General features: G+C 49.8%; 14 protein-coding genes. 7 read left to right on the forward strand and 7 right to left on the reverse strand.

What is annotated here, in order from left to right; translation table 11 throughout:
• Positions 1-320: ExbD/TolR family protein (locus ACO0LI_RS30065; RefSeq protein ID WP_423037570.1), on the forward strand; the 320-nt coding region annotated here is incomplete at its 5' end.
• A 169-nt stretch (positions 321-489) separates the two neighbouring features.
• A complete protein-coding gene (locus ACO0LI_RS30070; protein WP_423037572.1) occupies positions 490-1,743 on the forward strand; it encodes a tetratricopeptide repeat protein in 1,254 nt (417 codons plus the stop codon).
• A 73-nt stretch (positions 1,744-1,816) separates the two neighbouring features.
• On the opposite strand, the gene ACO0LI_RS30075 is transcribed toward ACO0LI_RS30070, so the two are convergent.
• Genes ACO0LI_RS30075 through ACO0LI_RS30085 form a run of 3 tightly spaced genes read right to left on the reverse strand, consistent with a single transcriptional unit; the run spans position 1,817 to position 4,011 of the window.
• Positions 1,817-2,821 (reverse strand): diguanylate cyclase, encoded by a 1,005-nt coding sequence (locus tag ACO0LI_RS30075; RefSeq protein WP_423037574.1) that lies wholly within the window; start codon positions 2,819-2,821, stop codon positions 1,817-1,819.
• Between the two features lie 18 nt (positions 2,822-2,839).
• On the reverse strand, positions 2,840-3,694 hold the full coding sequence (locus ACO0LI_RS30080) for an HDOD domain-containing protein (protein WP_423037576.1): 855 nt from the start codon (positions 3,692-3,694) through the stop codon (positions 2,840-2,842).
• A complete protein-coding gene (locus ACO0LI_RS30085; RefSeq protein ID WP_423037578.1) occupies positions 3,691-4,011 on the reverse strand; it encodes a hypothetical protein in 321 nt (106 codons plus the stop codon). Before ACO0LI_RS30085 ends, ACO0LI_RS30080 begins: the two co-directional genes overlap by 4 nt.
• 513 nt (positions 4,012-4,524) lie before the next feature.
• Here ACO0LI_RS30085 and ACO0LI_RS30090 point away from each other — a divergent pair.
• Positions 4,525-5,208, forward strand: a complete 684-nt coding sequence (locus ACO0LI_RS30090) for a DUF1345 domain-containing protein (protein ID WP_422952403.1) — start codon at positions 4,525-4,527, stop codon at positions 5,206-5,208.
• A 59-nt stretch (positions 5,209-5,267) separates the two neighbouring features.
• On the opposite strand, the gene ACO0LI_RS30095 is transcribed toward ACO0LI_RS30090, so the two are convergent.
• Positions 5,268-5,726, reverse strand: coding sequence for a hypothetical protein (locus ACO0LI_RS30095; protein WP_422952402.1), 459 nt, complete (start codon positions 5,724-5,726; stop codon positions 5,268-5,270).
• A gap of 221 nt (positions 5,727-5,947) precedes the next feature.
• Here ACO0LI_RS30095 and ACO0LI_RS30100 point away from each other — a divergent pair, with 221 nt between their 5' ends.
• Positions 5,948-7,186 (forward strand): nucleoside recognition domain-containing protein, encoded by a 1,239-nt coding sequence (locus tag ACO0LI_RS30100; RefSeq protein ID WP_162061857.1) that lies wholly within the window; start codon positions 5,948-5,950, stop codon positions 7,184-7,186.
• A 44-nt stretch (positions 7,187-7,230) separates the two neighbouring features.
• On the opposite strand, the gene ACO0LI_RS30105 is transcribed toward ACO0LI_RS30100, so the two are convergent.
• Entirely contained in the window at positions 7,231-9,024 is a 1,794-nt protein-coding gene (locus ACO0LI_RS30105) for a M14 family metallopeptidase (protein WP_423037580.1), read from the reverse strand.
• A gap of 37 nt (positions 9,025-9,061) precedes the next feature.
• Positions 9,062-10,369 (reverse strand): TRZ/ATZ family hydrolase, encoded by a 1,308-nt coding sequence (locus tag ACO0LI_RS30110; protein WP_423037581.1) that lies wholly within the window; start codon positions 10,367-10,369, stop codon positions 9,062-9,064.
• 144 nt (positions 10,370-10,513) lie between these two features.
• On the opposite strand from ACO0LI_RS30110, the gene ACO0LI_RS30115 reads away from it, so the two are divergent.
• Positions 10,514-11,209, forward strand: a complete 696-nt coding sequence (locus ACO0LI_RS30115) for a fumarylacetoacetate hydrolase family protein (RefSeq protein ID WP_423037583.1) — start codon at positions 10,514-10,516, stop codon at positions 11,207-11,209.
• 8 nt (positions 11,210-11,217) lie between these two features.
• Positions 11,218-11,874, forward strand: a complete 657-nt coding sequence (gene maiA / locus ACO0LI_RS30120) for a maleylacetoacetate isomerase (protein ID WP_423037585.1) — start codon at positions 11,218-11,220, stop codon at positions 11,872-11,874.
• 104 nt (positions 11,875-11,978) lie between these two features.
• Here the strand turns inward: maiA and ACO0LI_RS30125 are convergent, their stop codons facing one another.
• Entirely contained in the window at positions 11,979-12,509 is a 531-nt protein-coding gene (locus ACO0LI_RS30125) for a hypothetical protein (RefSeq protein ID WP_423037587.1), read from the reverse strand.
• Between the two features lie 500 nt (positions 12,510-13,009).
• On the opposite strand from ACO0LI_RS30125, the gene ACO0LI_RS30130 reads away from it, so the two are divergent.
• Positions 13,010-15,772: a PAS domain S-box protein gene (locus tag ACO0LI_RS30130; protein WP_423037589.1), complete on the forward strand. Its 2,763-nt coding sequence runs from the start codon at positions 13,010-13,012 to the stop codon at positions 15,770-15,772.
• Positions 15,773-15,906 lie beyond the last annotated feature (134 nt).

Genomic DNA, 15,906 nt, shown 5'->3' on the forward strand with positions numbered 1-15,906 from the left:
CTATTCCTATCCAGAATCACGCAGTGAATCTGAATTTGCCGACAGGTACGCCACCGCCACAGACAGTAGAACCTGTCGTGGTGAGTATCGACGTAGATTTTGACGGTACGGTGTCCTGGAACGGTACAGCAGTTGATCATGCACAGCTGGAAGCCAAACTGGCTGAAGCAGCAGCAATGCCTACAGCAAACCAGCCTGAGATCCATCTGCGTCCGGTTGCGGTTGTGCCTTACAAGTCTGTGGCTGCGGTCATGGCAGCAGCACAGCGTCTTGGTGTGACCAAGATCGGTATGGTCGGGAATGAGCAGTATCTGAAGTGATAAATAAGCACTTCATGACATTTTCGGCGTATCAATGCTGAGTTATTAAGGTATGATTGAAAATTGGCAGGGTTCTCCCTGCCATTTTTCATATTCGCGGGTTGGGCTTTGCCTGTTTTTAAGCTGCAATCCCAAAGTTTATTAAATTTATTGATTGAGAGATCAACATATGAAGCAACTTCGCTTGTCTCGTATTGCTGTATTGTTTGCAGCTATTGGCTTTGCCGCCGCTCCGGAATTAACAAATATCGCAGCAAATCAAGCTTATGCTCAAGAGTCCTTGCGCCCCGAGATTGCCAAAATTGTGCACGGCGCTGGTGAATTGTATAAAGCGAAGAAATTCAGGGAAGCGCTTTCCAAGATTCATGAAGCCGATAGCGTAGGCGGCAAGACAGTCAATGAAAATTTCACGATAGAACGCATGCGCCTGTCTATCGCCTCTGCTGCTGGTGATAACGACACCGTGATCCGTTCTGCAGAAACCATTGTTTCTGCAAACAAGCTGGGCGGTAAAGAACAGTTGCAAATGATACAGGTTCTGGCGAATGGCTATTTCAAAGCAGGTAACTATAGCAAAGCTGTACAATGGTATAACCGTTACTATGCTGACGGTGGTACAGATTCTTCGCTGCGTCCTTACCTCACACAAGCCATGTTGCAGAGCGGTGACAGTGCAAAGGCCATGAAGGAAATCAATGCTGAACTGGCAGCAGATGAAAAATCAGGCCGCACACCAAGCCTGACCAATCTGGAATATCAGTCCAATGACGCATTGAAGCGTAAAGACATGGCCACTTACTCCAGCGCACTGGAAAAAATGGTGGCCTTCCACGGCAAGAAAGAGTACTGGGTCAACCTGCTCAATAACATTGAGAGAAAACCTGGCTATTCCGAACGTTTCAAACTGGATTTGATGCGTCTGAAACTGGCTCTGGGTCAAATTACCAAGAGCGCTGACTACATGGACATGTCCTTGTTCGCTATACAGGCTGGTTTCCCGGCAGAAGCCACCAAGGTGATCGATGCTGGCTACAAGGCTGGTGCATTGGGCGAAGGCAAGGACGCTGAGCGTCACAAGCGTTTGCGCGATATGGCAAACAAGACTCAGGCTGAGACTACCAAAAGCCTGGCAGCTAGCGAAACCGAAGCTAAGGCAGCCAAGGACGGCAATGCTTTGGTCAATATCGGCTACGGTTACGTAACAGCCGGTAATTACGACAAAGGCATCGCGATGATGGAAGAGGGCATCGCTAAAGGTGGCCTCAAGCAGGAAGATGATGCGAAATTGCATTTGGGTATCGCCCAACTGCAGGCAGGCAAAAAAGCCAATGCAATCAAAACACTGAAAACAGTGAAGGGCACAGATGGCTCAGGCGATCTGGCACGTTACTGGGTGATTTACGCGAATCAGTCCGGCAAATAATGCATGACCTGATGTAAAAACAAAGGCGCCTCCGGGCGCCTTTGTTTTTGTCCTTATCTTTATCGTCTGAGTATCAGTTGGCGACTTGATTGCGCCCGTTGTCTTTGGCGCGATACAAAGCCGCATCAGCACAGCTGATGAGCTCATTGCTATCTTGTCCGGCGCTCAAACTTGCTACACCAAATGACCCTGTGATATGCGGCAGCGGTTTTTGGCGATCGACAAATACCTTGGTTTTTGCCAGGCGGCTGCACAGTCTCTGCGCCACACCCATGGCAGATTTGTGACTGGCGCCGGGTAATATGACCATCATTTCTTCGCCGCCATAACGCGCGGCAAAATCACTGGGGCGCAAGCCTGCATTCAATACTTTTGCTGCAGTTTGCAGCGCATCGTCCCCCAGCAAATGGCCATGCTCATCATTAAAGCGTTTGAAGTGATCCAGATCGACCATGATGATGCTCAGCGCTGCGCCAGTAGCATGAGCATGCTGTACCATGCCAGGCAATTGTGCATTCAGCCAGGCGCGGTTATGCAAGCCGGTCAGCCCATCCACCATAGACAGTTGGCGATAGAATTCGCCAACCTTTTGACGACTGCGGATTTGCGCATTGGCGGCCCTTATGCGGAACGACAGCAATTGCAAGAGGTTGCGGGCCACACCATTTGATTCATCAATCAGGCGCCACAATGTCTCTGCCTCTATCAGCAATAATTCACACTCATTGATGGCAGAAATGGTGGCTGAATGGATTTCTTCGTCCAGTACCGAGATTTCACCTACGCATTCACCCGGCAGATACTGCGTGATGGTATTTTCCAGCTGATTGCTTTCTTCGGTAATGCGACTGACACCCAGGGCACCTTTGAGGACGATAAACAGCTTCGCTCCCGAGCTGTTGGCGTCCAGTACAACCTGGCCAGTATAGGCGCGGACCACCATGCAATCCTTGATGATGTCGGCAATGAGTTGTCTGTTGTCTTCGGTAATGTCGCGGAAAAGGTGGATATCTTCAATACGATAATCCGTTTCCCTGAAAAGCTTGAGTCGTTCCAAAATCGTTTTATCCAGATACATGAGGCAAATATAAGAGTGTCAGAGTACGATCTGATCCATGGCATCGAAACGCATTTCAGTTTCGCGAAAAATGCTCAGGTAGTCAGCTTCACCAAGCCCTAGCGTATCCCAAGCGGCTTGCGACAGCAAGGGCAGGATATCGTTTTCATCCTGGGCCAGGTCAAGTGCGTGCACAATTGCATTTGCTACATGTACGACCGAAGCAAGTACGTTCAGGTTTTCTTGTTCGGGATGATGGTGACCGCGTATGGCATCACACACTGCCTCAGAAAAGTTCCAGTGCGTTGCCAGTGCCAGGCCGGCATCCACATGATCGATATGCAGGATATGCCGTTCAGCTTCGATGAGCAGACAATCTGCCTCTTTTTGATAGCGCAGAACCTGTTCATAATTCGTCGGGTAGCAGGTCACCAGTACCAGCTTGCCTATGTCATGCAACAGACCCGCAGTAAAGGCAAAATCATGCTTCATGTGCAGTGCACGCGAGATCAGCTCTGCACAGATTGCTGTGGCGATGCTGTGGCGCCAGAATGCCTTGAAATCAAACGCAGGACATTTTTCAGTGGGAAACTTGTTCGACAAGGCTGTTGTACGAATCAGGTTTTTCACATTCTTGACGCCCAGCATGGCAGTCGCCTGCTGCAAGGTCACTACTTTGGAGTTGTTGCCATAGTAGGATGAATTGGCCAGCCTTAATAATTTCGCTGTGACAGACTGATCCAGGGCGATTTTTTCAGTCACCATGTCCAGGCTGCTTTCTTCATCATCAAGATTTTGCAGCATCTCCATGGCAACTTCTGGCAGGGTGGGCAAGTCCTTGATTTTTTTTACCACGTCTTCCAGTTGTACCTTGAATTCATTGGTATCAGTCATCTGGCTTCCCCTTTACGGTAGTCAATGACATAGGACTTCAGTATGCTCGCTGGCTCAGTATCACCCGCCTGGCGAAAGATTTTTTCTATACGGCTTAATTTGGTCGCCAGATCCTCAAGCTCTTCATGCTCGGCGCCCGCTTCGCCCTCGACCGTCAATTGATGGATATCGTGATGTGCAATCGCCTGCAGCATGCGCTCTGTCAGCGTTGTGCCTGCAGGCAGTAAGACGTGGCCGACTTTATCGAGCAAATCATCGGCCAACACTGTTCCCGGCGCCACCTTGGAAAGTGGCAAATAGCGGTAATGTCTATTCATGGTGCTTGCCTCGCTGAATGAGCGTGCTGCGTTATCAGATGCCCATTGCTTCAGTGTAATAAAATTTTACTTAAAAGGAAGTCGATTTTTTATTAAGACGCATGCATTAGCCTGACCCGGTGATGAATATGTCCGAATATCAATTGATAATGAATATACTACACCTGATACGGCAGCATGTTTGATTCTGACGGCCAGCTGGATTTACTATATGAAATTCCGTAATTTTCATGCATCATTTCTAGAACTCATTTCATAAATAGGGATGAGTGCGAACAAGGCGATTTGGGATGCAGTGCAAGGCCTCAGTAGCCTAACCTCTGCAGCTAAGGCTCATGCCTTAGCAAAGGACGCAACGCAGCAATGCGCCAAAATCGTCAGTTCCCGAAGGGTTTGTCTCATAACATGTGCCAGACAGCATAGAATTTATTGTTGATAGTGCCATTATTAATGGCCGTATCCGCATTGCCAATCAGTGTTGTGAGGCAAACGCGCCTCATTCATATTTATGAAATGAGTTCTAATATTTTTGACCTGACAGGATTCATCATCAAACAAATTATTCAACGTCGCCCACGTCTGGTACTTACTTTGGCTCTGGGCGCTCTGGCTGCAGTTTTCCTGCCCGGGCCGCTGTCTCTGATCACCCGCGCCCTTTTTGGCTGGAATGTGGCTGTATGGACCTACCTTTTGTTGATGGCCTGGTTGATGATGGGGGCAGACAAGCATGCGGTGCGCAAGATGGCGCAGCAGGAAGACGAAAGTGCCGTAGCGGTGTTGGCATTGATGTCACTGGCAGCGACCCTGAGCCTGCTGGCCATCATTCACGAATTGTCTGGTCTGGCAGGGGCCAGCAGAGAGGAAAGGGCAATCAAATACTTGTTTGCCTGCAGTACGGTATTGGGTTCCTGGCTGTTGCTGGGCGTAATTTTTTGTTTTCACTATGCATTGCAGTTTTATAACGCTCCGCCAGACAAGCCAGCCCTGCGCTTCCCGGAAGAGGAGTGCATACCAGATTTTTGGGATTTTCTGTATTTCTCATTCACCATCGCCGTTGCCGCACAAACTTCTGATGTGACCGTGATGAACAGGCAGACACGCAAGACTGTGCTTGCGCAGTCAGTACTCAGTTTCTTCTTTAATGTGGCCGTAGTTGGTTTTTCCATCAATATTGCTGCCAGCCTGGTAGGGAATTAGGCAAAAAAGAAGCCGCTACAGCAGGTAGTAGCGGCTTCTTTTCTTTATGTCATTATGTTCTAGCGCCAGTAATGATCATGGTGGCGCTCACGTCTTTCTTCACGCCATTCTCGTTCGTAACGTCTTTCCTGGTGCCAGCCATGACGGTCACGCCATGGGCGGCCATAGTTTTGCTCTACGTAGACATGTTCGACATAAGGTCTGGGAGAGCTCAACACTACAGGTACACCACCTATGCGCATATCGACATTGACACCATAGGGCAGGCGGCTGCCACTTTGCCAGGCACCACCATTTGCCCAGTACCAATTACGCTGTGCCGGTGCGTAATATACCTGCTGGGACGGGTAATACACGTAGTTGTAGCTGCGTACTACCTGATGCACCGGAGGCGCAGGGTGCCAGCGGTAGTCTCTGACATAGGCATCGTGAGCAAGCGCCGTATTTGCAGTGGCAGCACAGATCAGCAGAGCTGACGCTGCTGACAACAGGCCTTTGATAAATTGAGTGGCTTTCATGGCATCTCTTCCTTCGTTTTGATGTTCTGATGTCCATATAACGCGGCGCAGGACGATGCGGCTGACAGCAATTTGTGTATGTCCGTACAAAACTGCAAGCAGATGTTACAGACTGGTGGCATGTCCCATGCCGGGCGTTTATGGTACCGGAGCAAATTTTCATACTACAGCGCAAGCTTTTCATGATAAAAAGCCTGCACACTTATCCCATATTGAATGCCATGTTACTCACCTACATCTGGACAGGTTTTTTTCTGATCGGCTTTATTGCTGCCCTGGCTCAATGGTTGATATTGGGAGATGTAGAAGTATTCAAGCGCATCATGGACGGGACTTTTGAGTCAGCTCGCCTGGGTGTCATGGACATAGCCTTGCCGCTGGCGGGTGTCATGACATTGTGGCTGGGCATCATGAATATAGGCGAAAAAGCCGGGGCAATTGATTTTATCGCCAAAATTATTGGCCCTTTTTTTGCACGGATATTTCCTGGCGTACCGCAAAACCATCCTGCCAACGGCCATATGGTCATGAATTTTTCAGCAAACCTGCTGGGCCTGGACAATGCTGCCACACCCTTTGGCCTGAAAGCGATGGAAAGCCTGCAGAGCCTGAATCCTAGCAAAGATGAGGCCAGTGATGCTCAGATCATGTTCCTGGTCTTGCATACTTCAGGCCTGACATTGATCCCCCTCGCCATCATGGCACAACGCGCCGTACTGGGAGCAAAAGACCCTTCGGATATCTTTATTCCCTGCATGATCGCCACCTATGTGGCCACCGTGGTTGGCCTGATTGCAGTTGCCATCAGACAGCGCATTAATTTGTTTGACCGGGTGATCATGGGCTGGTTGGGTGGTTTAACGAGTTTTATCGTTGCCCTGGTCTGGTATATGAGTCAGCATATGAGTCGCACTGACATTGAAGTGTTTTCTAAAATCAGTGCCAATCTTTTGCTATTCACCATTATCATCAGCTTTATGCTGGGTGCCATGCGCAAGAAAGTGAATGTGTATGAAGCTTTCATTGAGGGGGCCAAAGGTGGCATACAGACTTCGCTGACCATCATCCCTTATCTGGTGGGTATGCTGGTCGCTATCGGTGTCTTACGCAATTCCGGCATCCTCGGGTTTATCGTTTCCGGCTTTACCTGGTTGTTCACGCAGATGGGTTTGAATACGGACTTTACCGCTGCCTTGCCGACCGCCCTGATGAAGCCGCTCAGCAGCTCAGGCTCACGGGCGTTGATGGTAGATGCGATGAAAACCTACGGCGTGGATTCATTCATTGGCCGCCTGACCTGCATTTTCCAGGGCTCTGCTGACACCACCTTTTATATTGTCGCCCTGTATTTTGGTTCAGTCGGCATACGCAAGACCCGCTATGCCATATCCATGGGCTTGCTGGCTGATTTTGCTGGTGTGGTTGCAGCGATTTTTGTTGCCTACCTGTTCTTTCATTAAAACGTCGCCACATGCAGATGTCAGCATGTGGCGGATTGCAAGTTTTACTGGGGAACAAAATCCAGTCGCAGCACAGGATAAACCTGATAGCGCTTGTCCCATGATGAATGGCGTTGCGCAAAAAATTCCAGGCGCGCAGATGCGCTCTTGGCAAACTCGGCATCTTCAGCAATACGTTTCTCGAAAGCGGCTTTCAATTGCGGATCAGCGGCTAATTGTTCACGCGCGACATCTTCAGCCACATAGGCTTCCATGTATTCCTTGCGTTCAAAAGCGCCATTGAACCAGCCCCAATTGACCAGAGCATCGGGTGCCTGCGGTTCAAATAAACCCGCAATCAGCCTGGCTTTTGCCTGCGCAACAGGGATGAACAAAGCACCTCTACGCAGGCTTTGCGTCTGGTTTTGCCATGTTCCCTGCAGCTTCAAGGTTTGCCGTCCTTCAAATGACTGCGCTTGCAAACTGGCCTTGCTGGTAGCGAATTGCTCAGCGGAGATGGCATTCAAGTCGGTATTGAGAATGCGGAACTCTATGCCGTGCTGTTGCAATTTTTCTGCCACCGCTTTGCTGTAGGCGACAGGCACGATATAACCGCCTTTAGGCAAACTGATTTGTGTGTCCGGCACAATCTCATCACGCAGTTTTACCTTCCATACTTGCGGTTTACTTTCATCATAGCGCGTCATCAATGCGCCAGAAATATCAGACATCGTGCGTGTGTAGGCATAACCACGGAAGTCTATGTCCCTGGTTTTTTCCGTCGTCTTATAAGTAACAGGCAAACTTTGACCAGCCAACTGCGCTGCACGCTTATCTGCCGCTTTGGTAATAGACAGCCATTGGCCGCCATTTGCTGCCACTTGCTCCAGCACTGATATCACGGTGTTGTGGGTAATGCGCACGCGGGTAGGGTAATCTTTCCATGAATGGGTTTCCACCAGCATGCCAAAGCGGTTGCGCAAAACTGGATAACCGCTGGAGAAACGTGGCGTAGGCACGCTGTCCATAAAGCCTGACATGGGATCATCTTCACGCATGAAAGACATATAAAAAGGCTGCGGCAACGAGCCCTGTTTCGTCAGATCGGCCATAACATTATCGCGCAAGATTTTACCCGCTACACGCAAGGCTGCATCACCTGAATTGATAGGTTCTACCTGTATCGAAATATCATGTTCAAATTTGGCGCCATCAGTCACATGCAAGTCAATGACAGCCAGCGGGTCCCAGGTGTTGATGAGTTTGAGCATGGCTTGCATTTCAGGCGCATCTGCCTTCACATAATCGCGGTTCAGATTGAAGTTTTGCGCGGTGGTGCGCCAACCCATTTCTTCGGGGCCGCGCTGATTTGGGCGATTCCATACACCAAAGCGTTCATGCCCGTCGATATTGAAGACCGGGACAAATAACAGTACTTGCTTGTCCAGCACATGTGGTGCGACTTTATTGTCCAGTATCTCGCGCAACGCCAGAAAGCCCGCATCCTTGCCGTCTATCTCACCCGCATGTATGCCACCCTGTATCAGGGTGACCGGCAAAGCTTGTTTTGCGACCTGTGCAGGTGTGAAAGCACCACTGCGCGTCACCAGCAAAGCCAGCATGGGGCGGTTTTCTGGCGTGCGGCCAAATTCCAGGCAGCGTACCTCTTTAGGATAATTTTTCTGAAAAGCCTGGCAGAGCTTTTCTACTTCTTCATATCGTCCGGTCTTTTTGAAACCGCTTTGTTCAGCGATTGTCGTCAAAGGAGTCGCTGCTTGGGCGCTCGCCAGCAACAGACTGCCACCTGCGATCAAGCCACTGATAATGCTGAGTTTAAAAATTGAGTTTACTGGTTTCATACGAAAATCAAAATTTGATAGATTGAAATTGAAAAACCTAGGCTGTAGCAACCTTATGTTGCCACCATCTTGCCTTGTCCTTGAGCTGGCCTTCATCCACGGTCTGGAGTTTTCGATCAGCCATCAGGCAGCGTCCATTGACCCAGACGTGGCTGACCTGTTCACGCCCGGCGGCATAGACGATTTGCGAGACAGGATCAAACAGCGGCAGGGTTTCAACAGCAGACAGGTCTATTGCAATCACGTCAGCCAGCTTGCCTGCTACCAGACTGCCGATTTGCTGGTCCATGCCCAGGGCTTTGGCGCCGGCCAGTGTTGCCATTTCCAGCGCATTACCCGCATTCAAGGCAGTCGGGTTACTGGACACTGCTTTTGCCAGCAATGCGGCCATACGCAAGTCACCGAGTAAATCCAGCTTGTTATTGCTGGCTGCGCCATCGGTACCTATGCCCACATTGACACCGGCAGTTTGCATGGCATGAATGGGGGCAAAGCCAGAAGCCAGCTTCAGGTTACTGGCCGGATTATGGGCAATGTGCACGCCTTGTTGTGCCAGTAGTTTGATCTCATCTTCATTCGCATGCACCATGTGCGCAGCAATCAGGCGTGGTGACAATAGGCCCAGATTGTGCAGGCGCTGCAAAGGGCGCATGCCATGGTCGCGGATACTGTCATTGACTTCATCCATGGTTTCATGGATGTGGCAATGTATGCCCATGTCATGCTGGTCTGCCAGCGCCACTATCTTTTTGAAAGTCGCATCTGATACGGTATAAGGCGCATGCGGGGCCAGGCGGAAAGATACACCGCTTTGCCCCTTGAATGCCTGGTGTGAAGCCAGTGCTTTTTCCAGATAGCCATCAGCATCGGCTGCATAGCCGGTAGGGAACTCAAGCACACTGCAACCGACCACGGTGCGCATGCCAGTGTGCAGGCCTGCACGAGCCACATCATCATTATAGAAATACATATCATTGATGGTCGTGGTACCGCCGCGCAGCATTTCTGCCATTGCATATACACTGCCATCGAAGACGAATTCTTCTGACACATGCTTTTTCTCGGCTGGCCAGATGTGATTGTGCAGCCAGTCCATCAGGCTCAGGTCATCTGCCAGGCCACGCAACAGCGTCATGGCGGAATGGCCGTGCAGGTTGATCATGCCGGGCATGACGGCATGCTCAGGCAATTCCACATGCTGTGCATCAGGGTGCTGCAGACGTGCCTCAGCATTGCTGAGTATGGCCAGGATTTTTTCATCTTGCATGACCAGCGCATGCCCGCTCAGGACAGTGGCACGTGGTTCTATGGGAATCAGGTATTTGGGATGTAAGCAGGTTTTCATATTATTGGGCTCCACAATTGTTCATGCATTATAACCAGTGTCATTCAATATGGCTTTGGCAAGCCTGAATGGCAATTGCTCCATGTGACAGAGACTGAATGAAAGTGCCATAATACTGTCTGGTATCAAAAATCAGGAGCAGATATGGATTACCTTTTCCCACCTGTACAGCTGGCCGCTGTACCCATAGCTGGTGGCACAGCTTATTTCCCTGTGCACAGGATTTACTGTGTAGGGCGTAATTATGTCGAGCATGCCAAAGAAATGGGATGGTCAGGGCGTGAACCACCATTTTTCTTCATGAAACCGGCTGATGCGGTATTGCCCGTCAAGCAGGGTAGCGTCGGTGAAATGCCTTACCCGCCCATGACTGTCAATCTGCATCATGAAGTTGAGCTGGTTGTCGCCATAGGCAAGGGCGGCAAGAGTATCCGCACTGAGGATGCACTCAGCCATATCTGGGGTTATGCAGTCGGGCTGGACATGACACGCCGTGATTTGCAGGCCGAAGCCAAAGACCAGGGCAGGCCCTGGTGTACATCCAAAGGATTTGATTTTTCTGCGCCCATAGGCCAGATTCACAGGGCAGATACCGTACAGGGCATGGAACAAGCCCATATTCGTCTCGATGTGAACGGACAAGTGCGGCAAAATAGTGATACCAGTAAGCTGATCTGGAGCCTGGCTGAAATCATCGCCTGTCTGTCTGAACTATATACCCTGCAGCCCGGCGACCTGATTTATACAGGAACACCAGAAGGTGTGGCAGCCGTACAGCGCGGCGATTTTCTGGAAGCCTCGATCACGGGTTTGAGTGATCTGAAAATCAAAATGGTGTAAGCATTATCATGAAACTATATGGATATTTCCGCAGCTCTGCTTCATACCGTGTAAGGATAGCCCTTAATCTCAAGGGGCTAGATTATGAGCAAGTAGCGATTCACCTGGTCAAAAATGGCGGTGAACAATTGACGCCAGCTTACCGTGCTTTGAATCCGGATGGGCTCGTACCGGCATTGCAGGACGAACTCGATGGTGAGAGCGCCACACTGACGCAGTCGATGGCGATCATTGAATATCTCGATGAAGTGTATCCTGATGTCGCCATGCTGCCGTCCGGCGCTCTGGATCGTGCTCATGTCAGATCGCTGGCCTTGTCGATCGCCTGTGAAATTCATCCCGTTAATAATTTGCGGGTGTTGAAATATCTGTCAGGCACACTGCAAATCAGTGATGAGCAAAAGAATGCCTGGTACCGTCACTGGTGTGAAACTGGCTTGGCAGTACTGGAACAAAAACTGGCAGCCGATCATCGTACCGGCCGTTTTTGCCTCGGCGACACGCCGGGATTTGCAGACTGTTTTCTGATACCGCAAATCGCCAATGCTCAAAGGTTCAATTGCGATTTAAGTAGTATGCCTACTATCATGCGCATACATCAGGCTTGCAATGAGCATCCAGCCTTTATCAAGGCAGCACCGGCTAATCAGCCGGATGCGGAATAGCAGGGCAAAACTGTAGACAAGTATTTTTGCCTCATGATTTTGTTATGCATAAAAAAGGGGCCAGAAAACTGGCCCCAGTCATGCCCCGCTTGCATAAACAAATGCTAATTCGGTATTTCGGGATTGTCGTGGCTGTTTGCCAGGGTGTCGTTGAGCACAGAAATCAGTAACGAGCGTGTCAGTTTCGATTTGGTCGTGTAACCATCAATGGCAAAGGTCTCACTGACATGCTGCTCAGGCGCATAGCCCGGCTGGCCTGTGCGTAAAACGATGCGCAAATTTGGCAATGACATTTCATTGCGGATGACACTCACGAGCTTCAAGCCTGCATCGACAGTTTCCATCACCACATCCAGCAAGATCAGGGCAATATCAGGATTGTTGCGTATGATGCTGTGCGCTTCTTTGGCAGAATAGGCATGGATAAATTCCAATGACCTGCCATGGATTTTAACGCCGCTCAATGCCAGCAAGGTCGTGTCGTGCACATTGCTGTCGTCATCTGCGATCAGGATTTTCCAGGGATGCAAATCCAGCTTGGGCCGCAAAGACTCTTCATCTTCTTCAATAAAATCAATGACATCATCATCCTGACTTGCACCGAGTGCACAGTCAGAAACTAAATCATTTCCCAAATGTGAATATATACCTGGCGATAGCGATCTTTCATTGTTTGCCAAAATGTTACAAGTCATTTGTGCCCGAAAAAGATCGTTTTGTAACAAGCCGGGTGTTCTACTGTGTTGATTCTTCATCAGTGTGCTCCCTGTTGCTTGAGTAAGTTTCAATTCAATCTTATGTGAACCAGTCTGCATAATCAAGACCAAAGAAATGGAAAATGTTAAATAATGATTATTGCAACACTGGTACGTAACATAAATTGATATTCGTCACCAATTGTGCTGATGTTCGGTGCTACTATTTACGCCATAAACTGAAGCTCTATCGTCGAATATACAGCAAAATCAGGCAAGTTCTATGCTATTGGACTAGTCCAGGTATCAGAACCCATGTTTACAAGGCAGCACACCTGAATCGAGAACGGGTATGGAGTTAGAAGTTTTTTGGCGCAGGCAGTACGGGTAGCTAATTACGTCTTGGTTACGTCTTGGTTACGTCTTCGTTAGTCTTCGTTATGTCTTCCATTATGCCTTCCACTTATCTTCCCGCAGCGATAGTGACTTCACTGGTCACTTCATTTCTGACCATGCTGGTGTTGTTCTATATCCAGTATTTACATTTGCATCCCCGGGCCAGCAGGTGCTGGGCGCTGGCCTATGCCTGCCTGGTCATGCAGCAACTGTGCCATCTTCTTGGTGATGGACAAAGCCTGGTTTTTAATCTGGCGGCAGATGTCTTCTTGTCTGGCTATATCTGTTACCTGTGGGCGGGTACGCGCATCTTCCACGGTGTCACCGTGTTCGTCATGCCCGTCATGCTGAGCTTTGCGATTGCGGTTCTCTGGCTGTTGATGACGTCACTGACTGCGGTTCATTCATTGTGGCGCATGCTACCTGTTTACCTGGCTTCCGGTCTGGTTATGCTGGCAGCCTCGATGACGTTTTTGCGCACTCGCAATGAAAAACACGTGCTGGGGTTTATCCTGCTTGGTGTATTGCTGGGCTTCAAAGGCATCTATCTGGCTGGTTCGCCATTCCTGCAAAACCAGTCAGAATATCTGGTGCTTGGTTTGCAAGCCTCGACATTGCTGGACTTGGCTATAGGCATGCTTTTTCTGGTTGCTGCCTTATTGCGACAGCAAGATGATGCCGCGCGCATGAATGATAATTTGAAACAGGAAATGGAAGAACGCAAAAATATAGAGCGCCTGTCCAAAGACCGTGAAACCCTGTTTGAAAAAGTCTTCCAGATGGTGCCAGATGTATTGGCGATCTGCCGTGAAAAAGATGGCCGCTATCTGGATGTGAATCGTCACTGGGAAACCATTACCGGCTACTCCAGGGAAGAGACCCTGGGACGTTACTCGCTGGAACTGAATTTATGGATGGATGTCAGACGGCGCGCTGAAATGCTGGCTACCTTGAGACGTGATGGCGAGATCAATAATTTCGAGGGCCTGTACAGACATAAACTGGGGCATGCTTACCACGTACTGATCTCGGGCACACTCTTTGACGTTGGTGGTGAACCCTACATCGCCTACGCCATGCAAGATATCTCTGCCTTGCGCAAGGTAGAGCAATTGCAGGAGCAAGCCGAGCGTGATTTGCAGGAACGCGAGAAATTGCTATCAACCGTATTTCAACTCGTGCCCGATACCCTGACGATTACCAGGATGGCGACAGGTGAATATGTGGATGTCAACCGCAACTGGGAACCAATGTCTGGTTACACCAGGGAAGAAGCGATAGGCCATACCTCAAACGAAATACAGCTATGGGAACAACCTGAGCAAAGAGACCAACTGATCAGGCAGATACAGCTACATGGCGAAGTCAGGAATATGCAAATCGCCTTCCGCCACAAACAGGGCCACACCAGCAATTGCCGTGTTTCAGGTTCCAAGTTTGAAACGGGTGATGACACCTATCTGCTGTTGTCCTCACGCAATATCGATCAGGAGCTCAGTGCAGAAACAGCGCGCCTGCACGCTGAGTCACTATTGCGCGAGAATGAGCAAAAATATTCCACGCTCTTTCAATTGTCGCCGATCCCTCTGGGGCTGGTCGATGTCAAAACGGATTGCATAGTCGAGGTCAATGACGTCTGGCTCAAGGAGCTGGGTTATCAAAGACAGGACATAGTAGGCCGCACGACGCTGGAGATGGGCATCATCCGGCAAGCTGAGCTGCGGGCCAAATTCAATGAAGATCTGGGGCGTGACAAGAAGATAGATCAACTGGAAGTCCGCATCAGGGATCAGGCCGGGGACGAAGTGATTTTCCTGTTGTCGGCCAGACTGATCAAAATGCATGGCAAGGCTATGTGCATTTTTTCTTTGCTGAATGTGACCAGGCAAGTTCAGGTGGAGCAGGAGATTCGCGAAATGACCGCGCAGCTGGAAGAGCGTGTCAGGTTGCGCACGCTCAATCTGCAGCAAGCCAATGCTGAACTTGCGGCAGCCATGGAATCATTGCGGCACACTCAGGATGAACTGGTGCGTTCAGAAAAAATGGCGGCCCTGGGTTCACTCGTGGCAGGGGTCGCCCATGAACTGAATACACCGATAGGCAATAGCGTAACCGTGGCCAGCACCCTGCAGGACAAGACCAGGGACTTGGTTCGAGACATCAATGAAGGACAACTCAAGCGTTCAGTGCTTGAGCATTATCTCGACAGCGCAACGACTGGCACTGCCTTGCTCATGCGCACGCTCGGCATGGCGCGCGAGTTGATCGGTAGTTTCAAGCAAGTCGCAGTTGATCAGTCAAGCAGCCACAGGCGACAATTTGATTTGAAAGTGGCGCTGGAAGAGCTCATCGTCACCCTGGCACCCATGTATAAAAACACGCCTTACCATCTCGTGACTGAACTGGCCCCCGGCATAGGCATGGACAGTTACCCAGGCCCGCTGGGACAGATCATGACGAATTTCATGACTAATGCATTGACGCATGGATTTGAAGGACGTGAGTCTGGTGAGATGTGTTTGAGCACGCAATTACTGCCTGATGATCAGGTACAAATCATCTTTGCCGACAATGGCATAGGCATGACAGAGCAAATACAAAAACGTGTTTTTGATCCCTTCTTCACGACCAAGCTGGGGCAAGGTGGTTCTGGCCTCGGTATGAATATCGCCTATAACCTGGTGACCGGCGTGCTGGGTGGTGAGATACGGCTGGAGAGCAAGCCAGAGGAGGGAACCCGTTTCATCCTTGTAATTCCCCTGCATGCACCTCAATTAAGTAGCGAAAACGAGAAAACGGCAGGGTGAACCGCATACTTAGAGGCTGTTGCAAAATTAAAACGACTGAAAAAAAGTGCTGTTAACTTTTCATGAGTAGTGTTAACTTTCTATCTTGTTTTGTCAGGGTGGAGAGCGATGCCAAAAGAACTGATAGATGACCA

It is taken from the genome of Undibacterium sp. Tian12W (genome assembly GCF_049339405.1).
GTDB lineage: Bacteria > Pseudomonadota > Gammaproteobacteria > Burkholderiales > Burkholderiaceae_D > Undibacterium.